Genomic DNA, 20,840 nt, shown 5'->3' with positions numbered 1-20,840 from the left:
CGGATTGTCGGCCTGCTGCCGCCGCAGAGCCCATCCAGCGGTCTCCGGATCTGCTAGACGCCTCGTTATACGGAGGCCGAAGATGGCCTTTCATTCAGCTTCATCGCATAATCTGCGATGGAAGCGTCTCGGCTGCACAGCTGCTCCCAGGCGTCGACACAGACAGGATCGAAGTGAACTCCCCGCTGCGCGAGAAGGAAGGCCATCGCCTCCTGATGCGACATCGCCTGCCGGTAGGCCCGCCTGGAGGTCAACGCATCGTACACGTCCGCGACCGCAACAATCCGGGCCATCTGTGGAATTTGCTGCCCCTTCAGCCGGTCGGGGTATCCCGTTCCGTCCCATCTCTCATGATGCCAGCGGATAATTCCCAGCTCCTCCTTCATGAAGCCCAGCCCCCTGCACATGTCGTACCCGCTGACGGGATGACGCTCGATGACGAGACGCTCGTCCGGGTCGAGACGCCCCGGCTTATTGAGAATTTCATCCGGCACATGGATTTTGCCGACATCGTGAACGATGGTTCCCTGTGCCAGCGCACGAAGCTCTTCCGGAGGCAGACGAAGCTCCTCCGCAAGGCGCAGCGCATATACCGTCACCCGGAAGTTATGCCCGGCCGTGTATGTATCCTTTTGTTCTGTAGCGGCCATGAGTGATCTGACGCTGGGAGAGAGGCTACCTGTGATACGCTCCATCGGATCGGTCGTGAACAGCGCCCTGACCGTCCTGCCTAGCGAACGATTGGTACTATATTGAGACAACAGGCCGACCAGCATGACAAGCATAGAAGCGAGTAACAGGAAGTGATAGATCCACCAGCTCACGCGCCATTGCGCGCCCGTGATCATAATATATTGGGAGACGATGAGCCAGCCGCTGCTGTACACGATCGCAATCTGCAGAGGAAATCTTGAATATCTGTAAGCGTGGTAATAGCGGTAGATGACGTAGCTGTTGAGAGCGATAGTTAGGAGGCCCATTAGACCCTTCACCCCTTGATTCTCCATCGGAATCAAGTCGGCGAGGCGGGGAAGCATCAGGCCGGCAAGTCCCAAACCAGCCAAAGCCGTCGTCCATACGGGCACAAGCAGACGCTGGTAGCGGGATAGAAAGCCGATAAGCGGGTGGTCGGAGGAAAGCGTAGATAAGCAAAGCCATAGCGAAGTAAGCAGCACACTGACCTGGGCGGCTACGCCCGGCAAGTGCTCGGCATGCATGATAAAGCCGGGCGTAGCCAGACCGTGCACGATAAAGATCTCGGCCATCGAGATGAACGACAAGGCGAGAAAGCTAACCTTGATATTCCGCAGCCGGTTGCCGGCAATGCCGACCAGAATGGCGGCGATCAGCGCCAGGAAAGAAACGGCGCTCACGATATAGAAATGGCCCCGCGGCATCACGAAGCTGGCATCCAGCTCCGGCAGGCGGCGAAAGCACTCATATACACCATACGGCAACAAAATCCCTGCCAGAGGACCCGTAAGGCTGCGATGCTTCATCGGAAAGTCTCCTTTTCGTGCGCTTATAATCACAGCTTCATCGATATCTTCATTTTAGCACAGCGGCAAGGTTACGCCTATGTCCTGCCGAGAAAGATCAGCGCGGAGCCTGAAGGTCTTGAGGGTGAAGCCCTGGCCCGCCACTATACGCAACGCCCGAAAAAGCTCCCCTCGCCTGCCGAGCAAGTGTGCAGCATCGAAGGGAGCTTTCTATGAACCTGGAAGCCTCGGTCGTTGGCCTATTCCAGTATGTCCTGCCGATAGACATTCCGTATGGACAAATACGCGATCAGGACGCCGATGGCGGCCAGCGACAAGGGGATGGCGATGATGGAGCTTAGCGAGAAGCCGCCCGAATTGGAGCACACGACCAGCACGATGAGCACGGACGATACGATCGTCGCGCCTGCCGATTTGCGCTTCATCCCGAAGTATAGCGGAATTAGCGACATACCGGCCGCACCAGCCGCCTGTAAAAGAAATTGAATCATTTGCCCGGTCAGCAGTTCTTGAGTCAGCGAGTCCGCCAGCATATCCAGCTGCGTATTCATCACCAGGAAGATGCAGGTCACCCACAAATCTGTAAACAGGATCGAGAAGAACGTCCATAGTCCGACCAGCAGCAGCTTGGCGGTCAATAGCTTACGGCGGCCGACCGGGTACGTAAACAGCAGGCTGATCGTTTTGTTCCTGTATTCGTCAATCACGAGCCGGGAGAGCAGCACACCTCCGAAGACGATGAAGGTGGATTTGGAGAAGGCATCGATCGCCGAGAACGCATCCTCCCAGCCCCGGTAAGCATGTTCCCCCTCGACCGCACCGATCAGGACGACCAGCAGCGCAATCACCAGATTGGCGATCACCGCGCCGATGACATAGCTGCCCATTCTGTGCTTGCTCATCTCCAGCCTCATCAGATTAAGCATGCTCCCTACCCCCTCGGATCTGTTGGAAGAAATAGCTCTCCAGGGTGTTGGCCTTCTTATGAATTTCTTCGATCGCAACACCCTCCAGAATCAGCGCCTTGGATAATTCGCTCGGGGACAGCTCAGAGTCATACACACGGAGCGTGCGGTCTCCCATTGTTTTGAAGCTGGTGACGTTCAAGCTGTGTTCCAGCACAAAGGCCGCCCTCTGCAAGTGCGGGGTTACGATCTCGATGTAGTCTGACAGGCTCCGGCGAATCGTCTCCATGGAGACCTCATCCACCAGCCTGCCTTCGCTGATGACGCCGACCGTATCGGCGATTTGCTCGATTTCCCCGAGAATGTGGGAGCTGACCAGCAGCGTCATGCCGTATTCCCGGCTCAGCGTCTTGAACAACATACGCATCTCGCGAATCCCTGCAGGATCCAGTCCGTTGATTGGCTCATCGAGAATCAGCAGCTCAGGCTTCGTTGCCAGTGCCCTCGCCAGTCCGAGGCGCTGCTTCATCCCCAGTGAGAAATCCTTCACCCGCTTGCGCTCCGAGCCCGTAAGCTGCACCAGATCCAGTGCATCGCGAATCATCTTGGGATCATAGAAGCCCATATACCGGCCGTGCAGCTCCAAGTTCTCGTAAGCCGTCAGCTTCTCGTAAAAAACCGGGTATTCGATCATGCTGCCGATCCGCTTCAGCACCTCCACCGATTCCTCCTGCAAGGGCTCGCCGAACAGCTCGATGCGGCCGTCTGTCGGCTTGACCAGATTCAACAGCATGCGCATGACTGTCGTTTTCCCTGCTCCATTGGGACCCAGGAAGCCATAGATCTCCCCCTGCCGGACATTCATATGTACGCCCGATACGACTTCACGGCCGTTCAGCACCTTGGTTAAACGCTTCGTCTGCACAACAGCAGTCATCGTTTTCCATCCCCTTCCTTCCCTCTCTATCCTCTATAGTAAGGAGGAAATAGGTCATTTCTCTTACTCAACTCTTACAAATTTCTTACATCGCCCCCTCCTCCATGAGATCAAGGCAAGAGATGTCACTTCATTCTCGGCAGCTTGACCGTGAATACCGTCCGCTCATAGGGCTTGCTCGTCAAGCCGATCTGTCCGCCCAGCCGTTCCACAAGCCGCTTCGTGATGGTCAAGCCCAGTCCGCTGCCCTGCATAAGCTTGTTGCGGGAGTCCTCCAGCGTATACATCCGGTCGAAGACGCGCTCCTGCTCCGATTCCGGGATGCCCTGCCCTTGGTCCCGTACCTCCACATAAACATCATGCTCATCCGCATACAGGGAAAGCCCAACCATACGGCCATCGGCGCCGTAGCGGATCGCATTGGAGATCAGGTTATTCAGGATGCGGGTCATCGCTTCTTCGTGGGCCTGCGCATAGAGGGGCCGCTCGGGGATGTCGATCTCTACCCGGAAGCCCTGAGCGGTCAAGATATCATAGAAGCCCAACATGGTAGAGCTGCACACGTCATTCATCCGCACGCGGTCAAGCGGAAGCTCCAGGTCCCCCGATTCCAGCCTCGCCAAGTCGAAGAAGGCATTCATCAGCTCCAGCACGTCCCATGCCTTGCGATGGACCTTGCCCAGCAGCAGCTCCCGCTCCTCAGCAGGCATCGCCGGGTCGTGCCGGATTGTTTCAATATAACCCAGAACTACAGTGAGCGGAGTCTTCAGATCATGCGAGATATTGGAAAGCATACGGCGTATCGCCATCTCGGTGCGCACGTGCCCGGCTGCAGCCTGCCTATTGAACTCCAGCAGCCCGTTCAAGGACGTCAGCAGCTCCTGCAGCCCGCGGTGGCCGGTCATATACAGCAGCTTTTGCTTGCCTCCCGTACGGGCAATCGCATCCAGCTCCCGGATGATCGAGGCGAGCTCCCGCTGCTGAGAGCGGCTCTTCCAGCTCTGCCAGCCGAGAGCGGCTGCCAGCAAGCCGATGATAGCAAGCAGCACGGGCGTCCATAAGCCGGCCCCGGCCATCAGCGTTCCCCGCCCAGCTTGTAGCCGATGCCCCAGACTGTCTGGATGATGCATGGCGAGGAGGGGTCCTCCTCGATCTTCTCGCGGAGCCTGCGCATCTGCACGTTGATGACATTCTCATCGCCCATATACGGTTCGTTCCAGATAGATTCGTACAGATTCGCCTTCGTAAATACCTTCTTCGGATGGGTCAGAAACAGCTTGAGAATCTGGAATTCCTTGGCCGTCAGCTTCAGATCCCGTCCGTCCTTGAACACGGAGAATGTATCCGGCTCGAGCCGCAGTTCCCCGAATTCCAGCGTCTTCGCCACAGCTTCCGGCTGGCTGCTCTGGTGAGACGCGGCTTGCGCGTACCGCGTAGCACGGCGGATGCCCGCCTGAATGCGGGCAGTCAGCTCGATCATCGAAAATGGCTTCGCCATATAGTCATCCGCTCCGAGGCCGAGACCCAGCGCCTTATCGACCTCGCTATCCTTGGCCGACAGGATCAGTACAGGCGCCAGGCTGCAGTCGCGGATGATGCGCAGCAGCTCCAGCCCGCCTAGCCGGGGCAGCATCAGATCGAGCACGATCAGATCGTAGGCAGATGCCCGCACCATCCTGACTCCCTGCTCTCCGTCATAGGCGCATTCAACCGTATAGCCTTCCTTCGCCAGAAATCCGACGATCATCTCGCTAATTTCCTGATCGTCCTCCACAAGTAAAATTCGATTAGACATGAGATGGTGCACCCTCCATTACTCCGAGCTTCCTCCAGTTCCCTGTTCAAGCTATTCGCTGTTCTGCGGCCGTTTTCCTCTTCGCAGAAGCCTACTCAGCAGACAGGCTGACGGGCGGGCCGCAATATCCGACTCGGGTCGACAGTATGTTCCACATGGAACAATGGACAAGCCAGACACGGCTAGAAGCTGCCCGTGTCAGGGGTTAACAGCCTGTTCTGCCATTGATCTCCTATCGCTGAACGTCTACAGTCTACAGTCTACAGCCCGCCGACTCCGATCCCTCTGCAGACAGACATGAACCGCCCCACGCAAAAAAAGCGGAGCCACGGCACCTCAGTGCCTGACTCCGCCTTAACCCAACCCGCTCAGGGGCGCTCTGCTCCCCTCAGGACAATACCGATTCGTCCGTCCCGGACCTCAACCTCATAAGACTTCACCCGGGTACGATCGCTGAACAGCGACTTTCCCGTCTTGATGTCAAACTCCCAGCCGTGCCAGGGACAGCGGATAATCTCGCCTTCCCTGCTGTACTCGTACCTGTACACGTCAGCGGGGAGATTCGTACCGGATACCAGGCCTGCACATATTGGCGCGCCTTGATGCGGACAGTAATTATTCAGCGCATAATAGCTGCCATCGATTCGGTACACGCAGATTTCCCGCCCTTCCACCTGAACAACCGCACACCCGCCGTCCGGCACATCCTCCTCAGCCAGCACATCGTGCACTGCCATACGAGCCCCTCCTTCCGTTATAATCGATACAGCTTCTTGGCATTCTCATAGAAGATTTTGCGCCTCGCCTCCGGCTTCAGCTTGCGCAGAATCATATCCGGCGCATCGAAATCCCAATGCGGATAGTCGCTCGAATACAGGATCATATCCTCCGCATCGAACATGTTGAATAGATCGATCAAGTGCTGAGGATTCGCCGGTTCCTCGATCGGCTGGGTCGTCAGGAAGCAATGGTCGCGCACGTATTCGCTAGGCAGACGCTTCAGCCACGGCACTGTCGAGCGCAGCGCCTTGTAGTTCTTATCCAGTCTCCACAGCAGCGGAGGCAGCCAGGCGATGCCGCCCTCGACGAGCACCACCTTCAGCTGTGGAAACTTCACGAATACGCCCTCGCAGACCAGGCTCACCAGATGGGACATGAACATCTGGGACAGGCACGTATGCCACTCGATGTAGCGGGCCGGATAGCCTGCCGCTGTCGGCGCCGTCGAGCTGCCCCCGCCCTCCGCCCCAGGGTGGATCGAGAGCGGAAGCCCGTTGCGCTCGGCCGCCTCGTAGATCGGATGGTAGTATCGGTGACCAAGCGGAGAACGAGCCGCACTGGAGATGATCACTCCGACGATATCGGGATGACCGCCGACCCGGTCGATCTCACGTGCTGCAAGCACGGGGTCGAGCGTCGACACTGCCAGCAGCCCCTTGAACGCCGGGTGCTTGCCGAGCCATTCCGCGATCAGGTAGTCATTGTAGGCCGAGCATATGGCTGCGGCGTAGTCCGGGTCATGCGTCGAGGAGATATTGTAGACGACTCCGGTCAGCAGAGCTGCTTCTACCTGGTAAGGCTCGATCAGCTGCCGGATCATCAGCTCCGGGTCGGAGCCGGCTTTGCCTCCGCCCGGAGGGATCGAGTCCTTCTTCATCACACCGACCGGCGACCAGTAGTTCGAGCCTGCGTAGCCGATCCCGGTCGCAGCAACTCGTGAGCGCCATGGCTCAGGGAGGTAAGGCACCAGCGCCGCATCCGCCTGTTCATTGTGGACATCGGTATCGATAATCTTGAAATCATCCGTGACACTCACGGAAATCCGCTCCTTTCGAAGAGAAGGCTTAGCGTTATTTTTTGCCGTAGGTGCGTGTGTAGGAGGTGTCGTACATCTTCAGCAGCTCATCCGACCCCAGCTTCTTGGCCTGATCGATAAATTGCTGGTAAGTCGTATCGTTGATCGGCGTCTTGCCGGTCACGAACTCCGTCTGCTTCTGCTCCAGGAACTTGTTCAGGTTGTTCAGCTTGGACTTCTCCAGCTCCAGCTCCTCTTGCGTCTTCACGAGCTGCTTGGGAGCCGGAATGATGAACTTCTCATACCGTTTGTTGATGTCCTTGCTCTTGTCGCTCAGACCGCGCTCCCACGCCGCACGCGACTTCGCGTTATCCAGTGTGATCAGGTCGTACCAGACGCCCCAGTCCTTACGCAGCGTATTGAACGGAGAAGCGCCGAATTCCTTCATATAGACGGGCTGCCCGTTCTCCTTCGTATACGTCTTGCCCTCTATGCCGAGGGACAAGTAGTTAGACCCTTCCTCGCCGACGAGATAGTCGAGGAACTGCACCGCTCTGTCCTTATCCTTGACCTTAGCCGAAATCGCACGGCCGACAGCACCGACGACCGGTCGGGAGTACTGATAGTTCTTAATCCCGTCGGCAGCGATGGAGGGGATCGCATCCAGCTCATAGCCAGGCGTGCCCGCTTTCCGCGCCTTGTCGGTTATCGACTCGAGGTCCGCTTTCCAGAAGTACGTCACCAGCGACTTGCCCTTCAGGATGCGCTCTTCCCACTGTGCCTGAGTCAGCAGCGAATATTCGGGATCGAGCAGCTTCTCGGTGTAAAGCTTATTGAGGAATATCAGCGCGTCCTTGTAGCCCTTGTGATACGGAGCGAATGCATATTTGTCGGTCGTCGGGTCAATGTTGTAATAGCCCTGAATGCCGGTGAACATACGGCCGAATACAGTGTACAGCCCCGTATCCCCGGAGATCGTGTTGGAGATCAGCGGATATGAATTCGGGTCCTTCTCCTTGAACGCCTTGAGGAACTGGTAGAACTCATCGAGCGTATTCGGCGCCTTGAGCCCGTATTGGTCAATCAGGTCCTTGCGGCTGTACCAGATGAAGTTGAACCCCTTGCCCTCAGCATCTCCCTCAATGACAGGTACCGTATAGATACCCCCGTCCGCTCCCGTCGCGACAGCTTTTGCCTCGGGGTATTTCTCGTAGAAGGCCTTCAGATTGGGCGCTTTGTCGAGATAGTCCTTCAGGTTGAGGAACACCTTATCCGGACCGTGTTCCCGGCCCTCCTGCGTGGTCACCTGAATAAAGTCCGTGACCGAGTTCGTCGCGATCATAATCTGCCGCTTCTCCGTCAGACCCTCCTGACTGACGACCTGGAAGTCCGCCTTGACCCCTGTCTTGGCCTCCAGCTCCTTGAAGATCTCCCAGTCGGTCCGCACCTTGCCCTCGACACGGTCATAGACCAGCCAGGAGAAGGTAATCGGCTTCTTGGCATCGCCGCTCCCCTCTCCCTGTGCAGGGGCTGCCCCCTTGTCACTACATCCCGCTGCCACCGCTCCTGCCGCAAGCACTACACTCATCATCGCCGCACATGCCCGTTTCTTCATCTCTGTCGCCTCCCCATTAAATTCTGACTCGCGCCCTCGTCCATCCCCAACCTTCTGCCGGTTCTTGATGCAGTCCGCCCGCACCCGCGACGAACCCCCTTGCACGTATACTGCAGACAGACGGCCGGGAGCGGTACAGCTAGCCCTTGATGCCGCCGATCATGGTGCCTTGGACAAAATATTTCTGGATAAACGGATACACGCACAGAATGGGCAGCGTCGCTATGATGATCATCGCGTATTTCAGCGTCTCCAGATGCGTCAGATCGCCCTCGCCCTGGACATTCGTACCGGCGATCAGAATGTTGCGGAGCATAATCTGCAGAGGGTATAAACTCCGGTCATTCAGGTAAATGAGGGCGTCGAAGAAGGCGTTCCATTGGTTGACCGCCGAGAACAGTCCGATGGTCGCCATAACCGGCATGGATAGCGGCAGCACGATCCGCAGCAGCACCTGGAAGGAGCCGCAGCCGTCGATGGTGGCCGCATCCTCCAGTTCCTCAGGCAGCGCCTCGAAGAACGTCCGCATGATGAACAGGTACCAGGTGCTGATCAGCGTGGGCAGCACAATCGCCCAGATCGTATTGAGCATGCCGAGCTTCTGAACGATCAGGAAGGTCGGGATCATCCCTCCGCTGAACAGCAGCGTGAAGGCAGCCAGCAGCAGAATCGGCCGACGGCCCGGCAGCCACTTCTTGGAGAGCGGATAAGCCATGGCTGAGGTTACCAGCAAGGTCAGGACGACATGGACGACCGTATATCGGATCGTATTCCAGTAGCTGATCCACAGATCCGGGTTATAGATCAGCTGCTCATAAGCGACTGGCGTGATGTCCTTGGGCCACAGCAGCACGTCTCCGCTCGCCACCAGGGCATTATTGGAGATCGAGGCCGAGAACACATAGACCATCGGGTACACCATCACGATCATCAGGACGATCATGAGCAGCATGTTACAGATATCGAACAGCCGGGAAGCGAAGCTTTCCCTGATTTTCATGGACGGGCCCCTTTCTACCATAGACTGGTCTGCGAGTATTTGCGGACGATCCGGTTGGCGGCTACGACGAGCACAAGGCCGATGACCGACTGAAATAAGCCGACCGCCGTGGCAAAGCTGAAGTCCGCATCCAGAATGCCTCTCCGGTACACGAAGGTATTGATGACATCCGAGGTTTCATAGTTCATGGAGTTGTAGAGGAGCAAAATTTTCTGAAAGCCGGTCTCCATGAAGTGCCCCAGCGTCAGCACGAACAGGACGATCATGACGGGCAGCATGCCGACCAGCGTAACATGCCTCACCTGCTGGAAGCGGCTCGCGCCATCCATCTTGGCTGCCTCGTACAGGGTTGGATCGATGCCGGAAATCGCAGCCAGGTATAGAATAGTGCCCCAGCCGACCTTCTGCCAAATTTCGGAGCCGACATAAATCGTTCTGAACCACTCCGGATGTCCGAGGAACAGGATCGGCTCAATGCCGAAGGCACGGGACAGCGCATGATTGACTACCCCGCTCGAGGGAGACAGGAACGTCACGATAATGCCCGCGATGACGACCGTAGATAGAAAATGCGGCATGTAGCTAACGCTCTGCACCAGCCGCTTGAACCAGGAAATGCGGATTTCGTGAAATAAAATAGCCAGCACGATCGGTGCGGGGAAATGAAACAGCAGATCGTACACATTCAGCATGACCGTATTGCGGATCAGCTTCCAGGCATCGGGGGTTACATAGAAGAATTCGATAAAATGCTTCATGCCGACAAACTTGCTCCCCAGGATCCCCCTTCCGACCGAGTAATCCTGGAAGGCGATGATGATGCCGTACATGGGCGCATACTTGAAGATCAGGTAATACAGGATACCGGGAAGCATCAGCAGATAGAGCGCCTTATGCTTCTTCATCATAAACCACAGCCGCGAACCGTTCGTCAAACCCTCCACCTCCCTGCAGCGCTTGTTGCTTTCGATGGCTTAACTATACGAAGGGTGGAGAGGCCCCGTAAAGCGTGCAAATTTGCACCCTGGTACGGATTTGCCGGTCAGCGCGGGGACTGAGCCGGAAGCATCTGTGGAGGAAAAAAAAGAAACTTCGGAAAAAAACGAAGCTTCTCTCTCGGTTCAGGGTTATGGATGGGAGGTGCGGTATTTGGCCGGCGTGACGCCCTCGTACTTACGAAACATACGGATAAAGGAATGGCGTCCCCAGTAGCCGACCAGCCCGGCAATGTCATCGATGCGCAGATCGGTGCCAAGCAGCAGCTCCTTGGCTTTCTGCAGACGGTACCTGGCTATATATTCCACATACTTCTCGCCGACCTCTTCCTTGAACGTCCGGCTGAAGTGGCCGACCGACATATTCAATTGACTGGCGAACTGCTCAATGGATAATTCCTCATGGTAATGCTCATGGATATAGGCCAGAATGTCTGTCAGCTTCTTGATCCGGCTGTTCTCCTCCGGCTCAGGGAATAATTGCCCGTGTATGGCGATGAAGCATCTGCGAAGCTCATCGCCGGTCATACAGCGGTTCAACTGCTCGAACAGCCCGGCGTAGAACAGCACGTCAAAGTCCTTGCTCTCGCTCTGCAAGGCGCGAATCCACGTATTCAGCAGATCGGCGCATAAGTATTTCATTTGAGCGGCTGGCACCCTGCGCTTTAACCCCTCCTCCAGCATAAGCAGCGCACCCTGCAGCAGCTGGTCATACTCCCGAGACTTGTAGCGGTTCAGCACGCGGTTAATCTCTTGCACGGACAGGAACGTTTCACAGGAAGGCGGCTCCCACGAGCAGGAATCGCCGCAAATCTCCACCTCGGCATGCAGTCCTCTGCGCTGCAGCGCAGACAGGGCCTGATCGTAGGACAGATGAAGGTGCTCGATCGCATGAACCTTGCGGCCGATGCCGATCGTCGCCCTGTAATATTTGCTGTGCAGCTTGAGTGCAAGCTTGATCATCTCCGCATGCTCTACCGGGGTCACATGCAGCAGCGGATCATCCTCGACGACGCATACGAGCAGCTCCGGCTTCGTCTGGCAGAGCCAGACCGGAGAAGGAATCAGACCCTGGATGCGCTCCTTCAGCTCGGCGACCAGGAAGGTCTTGGACGTCTCCGACAGCGGCTCATCTGTGAAAGCATCGTAGTGCAGCGCGATGCAATAGGCGGTGCGGGAGGCTTTACGGGCATAGTCAAAGTCGATTTCCTCCGCGTAGAATTTGATGGCCAGTGCGTCTTTGTATTCGCCCAGCAGGATTTTGGCAATGAAATACTCCTGCAGGATCGGCAGCATCCCGTCCACCCGCTGGGACAGCTTCCGGTTCTCTGTCACAATAAGCTGGGAAAAACGCTTGATCGCATCAAAATCATTCCCCCCGGTACGCATCGTCTGTCCGTCCGCCGAACGGTGCAGCTTGAGATTCTCCCTGATTTCCATAATCGGCTTGTAGATGCGCCGGCTCAAGTGGTAAGAGACAAAGCTGCCCACGATGACGAAGAACAGCAGGAAGCTCCAGCTGATCACCTGGGTCACATGAGCCGGCTTCATCAAGACCGGCAGATCGACGATGCTCAGATAGGCATAGCTGTCATCGAATTGGGACGGGACGATCGAGACGGCCTGATCTCCCACGGTGCGGAAGCCCGCAGCCTGTGCGTGGGACTCGGTCTGCTGTCTAGCCAAGCGCGCCATCTGGCGGGCTTCCTCGCCGCTCAGCCTGCTCTGGCCGAGAACCTCTCCGCCCGCAAGCAGAGCGGTGCCGGCCGCCCAGTTCTCCGGGATGTCGAGCAGCGCCGCGAGTCTTGCCTTGTTGACCTTGACGATCAGATAAACCTCTGGCGTGTCGGTGTTGTACGGGTAGCTCATGACGGTGGACATATGATCGGTACCCGTCATGACGAAGTCGCGCATTTTCCGCCCGTTCAGCCCGGACAGCAGCTCATGCTTGGCCATCGCGTCCAACGGGTACCGGAGCTGGAAGAAGTAAGACTTGTCGGTGTAGCTGTCCGCGTCGATCACCAGATCGTAGCCGGTGAAATACAGGAAGGCCCGCTCCGCGAGCTGGTCAGACTCCAGCTTGCTGAGCTGCTCGCGCAAGGAACGGATCAGCTCTGAGCGCTGCTGGTTCTCCGGGGACGGGTTCCCCTCCTCCTTCAGCAGGCTGCGGATATTGGAGGTGGCGAGCATGTTGATCATATTCGTTTGCAGAGAGTTGAAAGCGTTATCCGTTTGTTCAGAGAGACGAGCCATCATCACGTCATTCAGCTTCTGGGCATCGTTCTCGATCAGCCGGACGACCAGCACATGAGCCAGCGTACAGGCCACGATGACGGGGATAAGGATCAGCACGAAATAACTGGCGAAATGCCTGCGGAAGAGGGCCACACGAAACGCATGCTTGCCGAGGAAAGAAGTCATATCCGCTTACCACCTTTGGTTGAGGGTAGGTACCGAGGAACGAAAACGGAACAAGGATCTGAACAATTGTGGAGAGTTGTAAGCTAGCACTGAACGAATACGAGAGGAATGTTTTCACGCCAAGCTGTGGAGACTGACAGGGGTTGTTTAGTAGTATTATAGGAAAAACGGAATTTTAATTCAATAACAATATATTATATGAAATTAAATTTCATGAATAATGAATGCTCGTAGAAGACCGGCAGCAAGTTGAAGGAAATCTATGGATTGACCGTCCTGAGTCTGGTAAAATGTTAACGTTAACATTTTAGATGCCAACGGTTCCATTTATTCTCGTAACGGAAAATAATCCAAGGAGGATGTTGATCATGGAATATACGTTTCTCGGAAAGACAGGCATGCGCGTCAGCCGCTTGTGCCTGGGTACGATGAATTTCGGCGTGGACACGGACGAGCAGACCGCGTTTCGCATTATGGACGAAGCTCTGGATGCGGGCATCACCTTCTTCGATACCGCCAACATCTACGGCTGGGGCAAGAACGCCGGACTGACGGAATCGATCATCGGCCGCTGGTTCGCCCAGGGCGGGAATCGCCGTGAGCGTGTCGTGCTCGCGACCAAGGTACATGAGCCGATCTCGAATCCCGATGACGGCCCCAACGATGTCCGCGGCCTGTCCCTGTATAAAATCAGACGCCATCTCGAAGGCTCGCTGAAGCGGCTCCAGACCGATCATGTAGAGCTGTATAAAATGCATCACATCGACCGGCGCACACCTTGGGAGGAGCTCTGGGAAGCGTTCGAATCCCAGGTCCGCTCGGGCAAGGTCGACTATATCGGGTCCAGCAACTTTGCCGGCTGGCATCTGGTGAAGGCACAGGCGGCAGCCAAGGAGCGCCACTTCATGGGCCTCGTCTGCGAGCAGCACAAGTACAACCTGCTGGAGCGTCTGCCCGAGCTGGAGGTGCTTCCTGCGGCGCAGGACCTGAACTTGGGCGTCGTCGCCTGGAGCCCGCTGGCCGGAGGCCTGCTTGGCGGCAACGCGCTGAAATCCGCCGGTACCCGGACGGCTCAGCAGGCCGGTAAAATCGAGAAGCACCGCCATCAGCTCGAGCGATTCTCCGCGCTATGCGCTGAGCTGGGCGAGAGCGAAGCCAACGTCGCCCTCGCCTGGACGCTCGCGAATCCCGTGATGACCGCGCCGATCATCGGGCCGCGGACCGTGGAGCAGCTGCAGGGCAGCCTGCGCGCCGTCGAGATTCGTCTCGACGAGCAGGTGCTCCGCGAGCTGGACGATATCTTCCCGGGACCGGGTGGCGCAGCGCCGGAAGCGTATGCGTGGTAAGAGAGCCGAGGGTCGTACAGACACCGGTAAGATGCACGCATAGGAATGCCATGAAGGCATAAGCACGACCACATCCGGCACCATCCTGCCGAAAAAGCCGACCCGCAGCGGGTCGGCTTCTTTCTGTACTATCGGCATAAGTTTATGGGTAGCGCAGATTTCCTGGATGCCTCCGAAAACTGCCGTGTAGCTCGTAAAACCGGCAGCTTTTTTATGGTTGGGGGCATTCGTCTACGTGTGTGGCGCTTCTTTTACCGGCTCGTCAACATCTCGCCCTGCTGAATTCGGTACATCTGTGCATACCGTCCATCCAGACGGAGCAGTTCATCGTGGCTGCCACGCTCGACGATCTCGCCGCGATCCAGCACGAGAATCTGATCGGCGTTCTTCACGGTAGACAGCCTATGGGCGATGACGAATGTCGTCCGGCCCTGCTTCACCACATCCAGCGCCTGCTGGATGATGGCTTCCGTCTCCGTATCGATATTCGACGTCGCTTCGTCGAGGATCAGAATCGCCGGGTCGAAGGCCAGCGCACGGGCAAACGAGATGAGCTGACGCTGGCCGGCGGACAGCGTACTGCCCTTCTCGATCACCGGCTCATCAAGCCCCTTCGGCAGATGCTTGAGCAGCAAGTCCGCGCCGACATCGGCCAGTGCCCGCTGGACCCGCTCCCGCGTGATGGACGGATCGCCTAGCGAAACGTTGGAGCCGATCGTCCCCGCGAACAGGAACGGGTCCTGCAGCACGATGCCCATATGCTGGCGCATCGTCTGGCGCGGCAGCTCCCGGATGTCTAGTCCATCGATCGTGATACGGCCCTGTTCCGGATCATAGAACCGGAACAGCAGGTTCAGGATCGAGCTTTTCCCCGATCCGGTATGACCGACCAGCGCCACCGTTTGTCCCGGCTTCGCTTCAAAGTTCACGTTCTTCAGCACCGGTTCGCCTTCCTTGTACGAGAAGCGGACGTTCTCAAACGACACATGTCCCCGATAGCGCTCGATCCGTCGCTCGGACACATCCTCGCCCGGCTCGTCGATGAGCACGAAGACCCGCTCGCCGGATACAAGCGCCCTCTCCAGATTCGGGAGCTGGTTGACGATGTTGACCATCGGCTGGAACAGCCGATTGAGGTAATCGACGAAGGCGTACAGCACGCCCAACGAGACCGCTCCTGTGGCACCGGTGAGCGAGGCGCCGCCGAAATGCCAGATCAGCGCCACGAGCGCGATATTCCGGATCACCCCGACGAGGTTGTATCCCGTCCAGGAATTCAGACTAAGCAGCTTGTTCTGATAGTCGAAGAGCCGGGTATTATGCCCCTCGAACTCCTCCTCTGTCCGTTTCTCCTTGCGGAACGCCTTGACGATGTTCATGCCCTGGATCGATTCGTTGATCATACCGTTGATTTCACTGACCACGCTGCGGATCACGCGGTTATACCGCTTGGCGATCCGTCCGTAGATCCAGATCCAAGCCGCCAGCGCCGGCAGGACAAAGAGACAGATCGCCGCCAGGCGCGCATCCAGAATGAATAATGCCACATAAATGCCGGCCATATGAATGGCCCCCGTGCAGAAGTTAGCCAGCACGTTGACGTACAAGTCCCGGATCGCTTCCGTATCGTTCGTGATCCGCGATACGACCTTGCCTGCCGCCAGATTATCGAAATACCGGACTGGCAGCCGGTTCAGCTGGGCGAATACATCCGTCCGCATCCGCCGGATGATCCGGTTCGCCGACGCCTGAAGGAAGTACCGCTGTCCGTAGGTGAAGGCCGCCGACGCGACCAGCAGCCCGAGGAACAGCCAGCTGAGCTGGAGGATGCCGGACAGCTCCGGCATGTAGAAGGCCAGCGTCTGGTCGCCGCTAAGCGCCTGGGCCGGATAAGTCTGACGTTCGCCGCCCCGCTCGATGACGATCGAGCCATCCGCTGTCAGACTGCGACGTCCGTCGAAGGTGATCGGGCCTCCGATAAAGTAATAGCTGCGCTCCAGCTGCAGCACACGGGCCTCCGGGCCGCGCGGCTCGCCGTCCGCGAACCGGTCGGCGCGCTTGTAATGCTTGCCTCCGTAAGGGACCGCATAAGCATCCCCGGAGTCTGAGGTCTCGTACCATGACCGCTCGATTCCGGATATATGCACATCAATGATCCGTTTGGCAATCAGCGGACCCGCCAGATCCGTTACCACGGCCAGGGTCAGCATGACCAAGGCGATGACCAGCTGCCGCTTGAACTGCATCGCATAGGCGATCAGCCGCCGAATCGTCACCGAGGTGCTGCCAGGCTTCAGCTCCGTGTTGTCGAGATCTTCGTCCAGCGCCTCATAGGGCTCGCTCATGCTTCCTCCGCTCCTTCCTCCGTTTGCTTCGCTTCGATCTGCTGCCGCTCATATTGCTCCAGGTACCAGCCGCCATGCGTCAGCAGCTCCTGATGGGTTCCGCGCTCTACGATGCGGCCTTCCTCCAGCACGAGGATCAGATCGGCATGCTGCACCGCCGACAGCCGGTGCGTAGCGATGATCGTTGTCTTGCCGGCACGGGCTCTCCGGATATTGCCGATAATCTGCGCCTCGGTGCGTGCATCGACCGCGGACATGGCATCATCCAGCATCAGAATCCGCGGATTGGCGATCAGCGCACGGGCCATGGAGACCCGCTGCTTCTGTCCGCCGGAGAGTGCCACGCCCTTCTCACCGACCATCGTATCCATGCCATTCGGCAGGAACTGCAGATCCTTGGCGAAGGCAGAGACAGCCACAGCCTCCTGCAGCGCCTCTTCGCCTGCATGCTCGCCGCCGAACTGGATATTGCGGCGGATCGTCCGCGAGAACAGGAACGGCTCCTGCGGCACGTAGCCAAGCCAAGACTTCAGCCGGCCCATATCCAGCCCCTCGATCGGCAGACCTGCCAGCAGGACCCGGCCCTCTCCGGCCGGATACTCCCGCAGCAGCTGCTTGATCAGCGTCGACTTCCCGCTGCCGGTCCGGCCGACAATGCCGAGCGTCTGTCCGGGCTCCAGCGTGAAGGTTACGTCCTTCAGATTATCCACCTCGGAGGACGGATAACGGAAGGTCACACCCTGGAACTCCAGCCGGCCCGGCAGCTCCGGCTGCGCTCCGTTCTCAGGCTCAGGCACATCCGGCTTGTGGCCCAGCGTCTCATTGACCCGGTCGAGCGAGGCGTTGCCCCGCTGCATCACATTGATCAGCTCGCCAATCGCGAACATCGGCCAGATCATCATCCCGAGGTAGACGTTGAAGGCAACCAGCGCCCCGATCGTCAGCTCGTTGTGGAATACGAGATACGCGCCGTAGCCGAGGCCGATCATGTAGCTGACGCCCACCAGAATTTTAATGGTCGGCTCGAACAAGGCTTCGATCCGCACGACCGCCAGATTTTTCTCCAGTACATCCTCCGTCACGGTGGCGAACCGCCGCTCAGCCTCCCGCTCCTGCGTATAGGCCCGGATGACCCGGATGCCGGATACCGTCTCCAGCACGCCCTCATTCATGTCTCCGAAAGCATCCTGCGCTTTCATAAACCGCGTATGAATCCAGCCGCCGTACAGGCTAACGAGCAGCGCCATGATTGGCAAAGGAAGCACGGCTGCGAGCGTCAGCTTCCAGGAGACGAAGACGGTCATCGTGACCAGCAGCGTCGCCATCCACATCGTGGAATCCAGCAGCGTCAGAATGCCGAAGCCCGCCGTCTGGGCCACGGCCTGCAGGTCGTTCGTCGCGCGGGCCATCAGGTCGCCCGTGCGGTTGCGTTCGTAGAAGGTAGGCGTCATTTTCAGAAAATGGCTCATCAACCGGCCACGCATCAGCTTCTCGACGACGAAAGCGCCGCCGAACAGCTTGTAGCCCCAAATATAGGAGATGATATAGACCACCACCGTAATGCCGGCCAGTACGAGCCCGGTACGGACGATGTAATCCCAGCTCATATGTCCGAGCGAGATCGTGTCAATCGCCTGGCCGACCAGCATTGGCGGAAAAATTTCCAGAATACCGGCGATCAGCATCAGCACGATGGCGATGGAATAGCGTTTGCGCTCCTGCCGGAAAAACCAGCCGAGCTTGTTGAAAATCGAGAACATTGGGCGATCTCCCCCTTTTTCCAAGCCTATGTTGGATGTCTTCAACTCGGAGCAGGACTGCGATGAGCAAGCCTTCTCCACACAAAAAAGCACAGCGCCCGCAAGCGATGTGCTTATCCTGATTGATATTCAGCGCATGGCCACACGAGTCCGCGACCTGCATCTTGCTACCGTACCCTAGGAAGCGGTTTGAACCGCACTCTTCCTAACTACTGGATGCCGCAAAGGCTGCGAAGCGAGCTATGAAGTTAGGACGTACGCGCAGACGCGCTTGGTGATCAAAAGTAAATGTACGCATGGACTCATGTCGCCCCTTTCCATTAATTAGAATTTATAGGTACTTTAGAAGGTTAGCATGCCTCCCGGCTTGTTGTCAACGAAGGACAGGCCGATTAAATCACTATAACAAATCTTTATTGCGGCCGCCGCAGATGGGACGGGGTACGGACAGCGCAAAATACCGGAGCTCCTGACGTTCAGGAATTCCGGTATCCGACAAGACCTTATGCATCGCGTCCACCACATGCCTCCTCCGGCAGGTCACACTTCCGCGTGACCGCATCCTTGATTGCCCCGGTTCAGTCCCCCTTCCCCCTCTTGTGCCATTAGGCATCCAGACGGCGGACATCCACGGTCACCTCCAGGTGCTGCTCGCCGGAGCCCCGGTAGACCCCCTTGACCGGCACGATGTCCTTGTAGTCCCGCCCGTGCCCGAGCTTCACGTACCGCCACCCGACCTCCGCCTGATTGGTCGGGTCAAAGCCGAGCCAGCCGGTGCCGGGAATCTGCACCTCGACCCAAGCATGGGACGCCTGCTCGAAGTCGGCACTCCCGCCCTGCAGATCGCCTACGAAGTGATACCCGCTGACGTAACGCGCCGGGACGCCCCGGCTGCGGCAGACGGCGATCATCAGATGAGCGTAATCCTGACATACCCCCCGCAGAAGCTGTAGCGTCTCACTAACGGTCGTATGCACGTGACTGGCCCCAGGATCATAGGTCAGATCGCGGTGTATGCCCTCCATCAGGCCTCTCGACCAGGCAAACAACCCTTCGCCGCCGAACGGATACCGCTCCGCATAGGCCAGCAGCTCCTCCGTCTCCAGCGTATAAGCAGTTGGCAGCAAATACTCGATGTACCGGTCCTGGAACTCCTCGCTCTGCAGCTTGAGAAGCTGCTCCTCCAGCGCGGCTGCAGGCCGGATCGCCGTATCCTGATCGCGAGTGACAACGGTCGCCCGCGTGCGGACAACCAGCTCGCGATGCGGCGAGTTCACGCTAAATGCGTGTACCCGGTTGCCAAAGTAATCCTCATAGGTGAACAGCGATGCGGTCGGCTCGATCATCACCTCATGATGATAGCAGGATTGACGGCCGTCGGTCCGCGGCGTGAGCCTGAGCTCATTGACACTCTCCGTAGCCGGTTCCCCATACTTGTAGCGGGTCACGTGCTGGATCTCGATCTTCATGCACTCGCCTCCCCGATGCGAAAAAAAGCGCTCGCCATCACTTGCCCTAGGCTCTGGCACGAGCGGGTTACTTGATCCAAGAGCGGCTGCACCTTGGGCAGCGCCATGTCCTCCCGCTCCAGACACGCCAGCTCGGCGGTCACCTTGCTCACCTGCCGGATCGCACGCTCCCGCGGGGTCCGCAGCTCGCGGAGCGCCTCGATCCCGGCGAGATGCTTCTCGAGCTGGGAGAACGTAAAGTGAATCGAGCGCGGGAAGAAATCGTTGACGATCAGGAATTCCATAATATGCTCCACGGATACCCCGTCGGCATAGAATTTACGGAACGCCTGGTACCCGCTGACGGATTTCAGCACAGCCAGCAAATACGGATAAGCGGGAGCCTGATCCTCACGGATCGCGGATAGAACGGACTGGAGGATACGGGCTGTATTCTCCGCGCGTTCCAGACAGCGCCCCATCTCGATGAAGTTCCACTCGTTCTCCCGCAGCATCACGGACTGCTGGATGCCGTAGAAGGTTGCCGTCTTCTCTTTGACCTGCTTGAAAAACAGATGCGGGGACTCCGCAATAATATCGTCCACCTTCTTGTCGCCGAGCCACAGGTAGAAGCCGTTCAGCACATCCCATAGCTCACTCGGCAGCTTCTCCCGCAGCGTGCGCAGGTTGCTGCGCCCCTGACTGATGCAGCAGAATAGCGAGTTTCCGTAGCCCCGGTCGAGCGTAATGAACGACAGCACATCCTTCTGCGTGAAAGCCTCGAATTGCTGCGTATAATCGCCGCGCGCGCCGAAGGCGTCGACCAGCCTCGCCCATTTGTGCTCCTCATGGTCAAAATCGCCCTCATGCTGGATGTGATAATGCACATCGATCAATCTCGCATGGTTCTCCGCGCGCTCCATATATCGTCCGACCCAAAATAAAGCCTCCGCATTCCGATTAAGCATCATCGTCAAAG

18 protein-coding genes are annotated in these 20,840 nt (G+C 57.7%); 3 read left to right on the top strand and 15 right to left on the bottom strand.

What is annotated here, in order from left to right; genetic code table 11:
- Window positions 1–65: 65 nt before the first annotated feature.
- Complete coding sequence (locus WMW72_RS14750; RefSeq protein WP_341416252.1) at window positions 66–1,499, bottom strand: HD-GYP domain-containing protein; 1,434 nt, start codon at window positions 1,497–1,499, stop codon at window positions 66–68.
- Here WMW72_RS14750 and WMW72_RS14745 point away from each other — a divergent pair.
- Window positions 1,491–1,715: a hypothetical protein gene (locus WMW72_RS14745; RefSeq protein ID WP_341416251.1), complete on the top strand. Its 225-nt coding sequence runs from the start codon at window positions 1,491–1,493 to the stop codon at window positions 1,713–1,715. The two genes, WMW72_RS14750 and WMW72_RS14745, sit on opposite strands and share 9 nt — an antisense overlap.
- A gap of 23 nt (window positions 1,716–1,738) precedes the next feature.
- Here the strand turns inward: WMW72_RS14745 and WMW72_RS14740 are convergent, their stop codons facing one another.
- From WMW72_RS14740 to WMW72_RS14695, 10 genes are all read right to left on the bottom strand, one after another.
- Entirely contained in the window at window positions 1,739–2,425 is a 687-nt protein-coding gene (locus WMW72_RS14740; protein ID WP_341416250.1) for an ABC transporter permease, read from the bottom strand.
- Window positions 2,418–3,341 carry an ABC transporter ATP-binding protein gene (locus WMW72_RS14735; protein WP_341416249.1) on the bottom strand — a complete coding sequence of 308 codons (924 nt, stop codon included), beginning with the start codon at window positions 3,339–3,341 and terminating at the stop codon, window positions 2,418–2,420. The genes WMW72_RS14740 and WMW72_RS14735 overlap by 8 nt, the downstream gene beginning before the upstream one ends.
- Window positions 3,342–3,466: 125 nt before the next feature.
- Window positions 3,467–4,471, bottom strand: a complete 1,005-nt coding sequence (locus WMW72_RS14730; protein WP_341416248.1) for a sensor histidine kinase — start codon at window positions 4,469–4,471, stop codon at window positions 3,467–3,469.
- Entirely contained in the window at window positions 4,417–5,136 is a 720-nt protein-coding gene (locus tag WMW72_RS14725) for a response regulator transcription factor (RefSeq protein ID WP_341416247.1), read from the bottom strand. The genes WMW72_RS14730 and WMW72_RS14725 overlap by 55 nt, the downstream gene beginning before the upstream one ends.
- 368 nt (window positions 5,137–5,504) lie before the next feature.
- The gene (locus WMW72_RS14720; protein WP_341416246.1) at window positions 5,505–5,873 is read right to left on the bottom strand and encodes a Rieske (2Fe-2S) protein; all 369 of its coding nucleotides are present in this window, start codon (window positions 5,871–5,873) and stop codon (window positions 5,505–5,507) included.
- Between the two features lie 17 nt (window positions 5,874–5,890).
- Window positions 5,891–6,952, bottom strand: a complete 1,062-nt coding sequence (locus tag WMW72_RS14715; protein WP_341416245.1) for an amidohydrolase family protein — start codon at window positions 6,950–6,952, stop codon at window positions 5,891–5,893.
- A 34-nt stretch (window positions 6,953–6,986) separates the two neighbouring features.
- Window positions 6,987–8,546: an extracellular solute-binding protein gene (locus tag WMW72_RS14710; protein ID WP_341416244.1), complete on the bottom strand. Its 1,560-nt coding sequence runs from the start codon at window positions 8,544–8,546 to the stop codon at window positions 6,987–6,989.
- 139 nt (window positions 8,547–8,685) lie between these two features.
- The gene (locus WMW72_RS14705) at window positions 8,686–9,546 is read right to left on the bottom strand and encodes a carbohydrate ABC transporter permease (protein WP_341416243.1); all 861 of its coding nucleotides are present in this window, start codon (window positions 9,544–9,546) and stop codon (window positions 8,686–8,688) included.
- 14 nt (window positions 9,547–9,560) lie between these two features.
- Window positions 9,561–10,454, bottom strand: coding sequence for an ABC transporter permease (locus WMW72_RS14700; protein ID WP_423227550.1), 894 nt, complete (start codon window positions 10,452–10,454; stop codon window positions 9,561–9,563).
- A 219-nt stretch (window positions 10,455–10,673) separates the two neighbouring features.
- The gene (locus tag WMW72_RS14695; protein ID WP_341416241.1) at window positions 10,674–12,962 is read right to left on the bottom strand and encodes a helix-turn-helix domain-containing protein; all 2,289 of its coding nucleotides are present in this window, start codon (window positions 12,960–12,962) and stop codon (window positions 10,674–10,676) included.
- Between the two features lie 368 nt (window positions 12,963–13,330).
- On the opposite strand from WMW72_RS14695, the gene WMW72_RS14690 reads away from it, so the two are divergent.
- Window positions 13,331–14,308, top strand: coding sequence for an aldo/keto reductase (locus tag WMW72_RS14690; RefSeq protein ID WP_341416240.1), 978 nt, complete (start codon window positions 13,331–13,333; stop codon window positions 14,306–14,308).
- A gap of 251 nt (window positions 14,309–14,559) precedes the next feature.
- On the opposite strand, the gene WMW72_RS14685 is transcribed toward WMW72_RS14690, so the two are convergent.
- Window positions 14,560–16,554, bottom strand: a complete 1,995-nt coding sequence (locus WMW72_RS14685; RefSeq protein ID WP_341416289.1) for an ABC transporter ATP-binding protein — start codon at window positions 16,552–16,554, stop codon at window positions 14,560–14,562.
- A 95-nt stretch (window positions 16,555–16,649) separates the two neighbouring features.
- Window positions 16,650–18,413, bottom strand: a complete 1,764-nt coding sequence (locus tag WMW72_RS14680) for an ABC transporter ATP-binding protein (protein WP_341416239.1) — start codon at window positions 18,411–18,413, stop codon at window positions 16,650–16,652.
- Window positions 18,414–18,441: 28 nt separating this feature from the next.
- Between WMW72_RS14680 and WMW72_RS14675 the strand changes: the two genes are divergently transcribed.
- Window positions 18,442–18,594, top strand: a complete 153-nt coding sequence (locus WMW72_RS14675) for a hypothetical protein (protein ID WP_341416238.1) — start codon at window positions 18,442–18,444, stop codon at window positions 18,592–18,594.
- 424 nt (window positions 18,595–19,018) lie between these two features.
- On the opposite strand, the gene WMW72_RS14670 is transcribed toward WMW72_RS14675, so the two are convergent.
- Both WMW72_RS14670 and WMW72_RS14665 read right to left on the bottom strand, forming a co-directional pair.
- Window positions 19,019–19,882, bottom strand: a complete 864-nt coding sequence (locus WMW72_RS14670) for a transglutaminase family protein (protein ID WP_341416237.1) — start codon at window positions 19,880–19,882, stop codon at window positions 19,019–19,021.
- Complete coding sequence (locus WMW72_RS14665) at window positions 19,879–20,832, bottom strand: alpha-E domain-containing protein (protein ID WP_341416236.1); 954 nt, start codon at window positions 20,830–20,832, stop codon at window positions 19,879–19,881. Before WMW72_RS14665 ends, WMW72_RS14670 begins: the two co-directional genes overlap by 4 nt.
- Window positions 20,833–20,840: the final 8 nt, after the last annotated feature.

Source organism: Paenibacillus filicis (assembly GCF_038070315.1).
GTDB classification, from domain to species: domain Bacteria; phylum Bacillota; class Bacilli; order Paenibacillales; family NBRC-103111; genus Paenibacillus_G; species Paenibacillus_G filicis.
This window is presented reverse-complemented; position numbering and strand designations above follow the sequence as displayed.

Coding starts and splice junctions, on each gene's coding strand:
- WMW72_RS14745 (WP_341416251.1), top strand. CDS start 1,491: ATGCTTCATCGGAAAGTCTCCTTTTCGTGCGCTTATAATCACAGCTTC.
- WMW72_RS14750 (WP_341416252.1), bottom strand. CDS start 1,499: ATGAAGCATCGCAGCCTTACGGGTCCTCTGGCAGGGATTTTGTTGCCG.
- WMW72_RS14740 (WP_341416250.1), bottom strand. CDS start 2,425: ATGCTTAATCTGATGAGGCTGGAGATGAGCAAGCACAGAATGGGCAGC.
- WMW72_RS14735 (WP_341416249.1), bottom strand. CDS start 3,341: ATGACTGCTGTTGTGCAGACGAAGCGTTTAACCAAGGTGCTGAACGGC.
- WMW72_RS14730 (WP_341416248.1), bottom strand. CDS start 4,471: ATGCATCATCCAGACAGTCTGGGGCATCGGCTACAAGCTGGGCGGGGA.
- WMW72_RS14725 (WP_341416247.1), bottom strand. CDS start 5,136: ATGTCTAATCGAATTTTACTTGTGGAGGACGATCAGGAAATTAGCGAG.
- WMW72_RS14720 (WP_341416246.1), bottom strand. CDS start 5,873: ATGGCAGTGCACGATGTGCTGGCTGAGGAGGATGTGCCGGACGGCGGG.
- WMW72_RS14710 (WP_341416244.1), bottom strand. CDS start 8,546: ATGAAGAAACGGGCATGTGCGGCGATGATGAGTGTAGTGCTTGCGGCA.
- WMW72_RS14705 (WP_341416243.1), bottom strand. CDS start 9,546: ATGAAAATCAGGGAAAGCTTCGCTTCCCGGCTGTTCGATATCTGTAAC.
- WMW72_RS14700 (WP_423227550.1), bottom strand. CDS start 10,454: ATGATGAAGAAGCATAAGGCGCTCTATCTGCTGATGCTTCCCGGTATC.
- WMW72_RS14695 (WP_341416241.1), bottom strand. CDS start 12,962: ATGACTTCTTTCCTCGGCAAGCATGCGTTTCGTGTGGCCCTCTTCCGC.
- WMW72_RS14690 (WP_341416240.1), top strand. CDS start 13,331: ATGGAATATACGTTTCTCGGAAAGACAGGCATGCGCGTCAGCCGCTTG.
- WMW72_RS14685 (WP_341416289.1), bottom strand. CDS start 16,554: ATGCAGTTCAAGCGGCAGCTGGTCATCGCCTTGGTCATGCTGACCCTG.
- WMW72_RS14680 (WP_341416239.1), bottom strand. CDS start 18,413: ATGTTCTCGATTTTCAACAAGCTCGGCTGGTTTTTCCGGCAGGAGCGC.
- WMW72_RS14675 (WP_341416238.1), top strand. CDS start 18,442: ATGTTGGATGTCTTCAACTCGGAGCAGGACTGCGATGAGCAAGCCTTC.
- WMW72_RS14670 (WP_341416237.1), bottom strand. CDS start 19,882: ATGAAGATCGAGATCCAGCACGTGACCCGCTACAAGTATGGGGAACCG.
- WMW72_RS14665 (WP_341416236.1), bottom strand. CDS start 20,832: ATGATGCTTAATCGGAATGCGGAGGCTTTATTTTGGGTCGGACGATAT.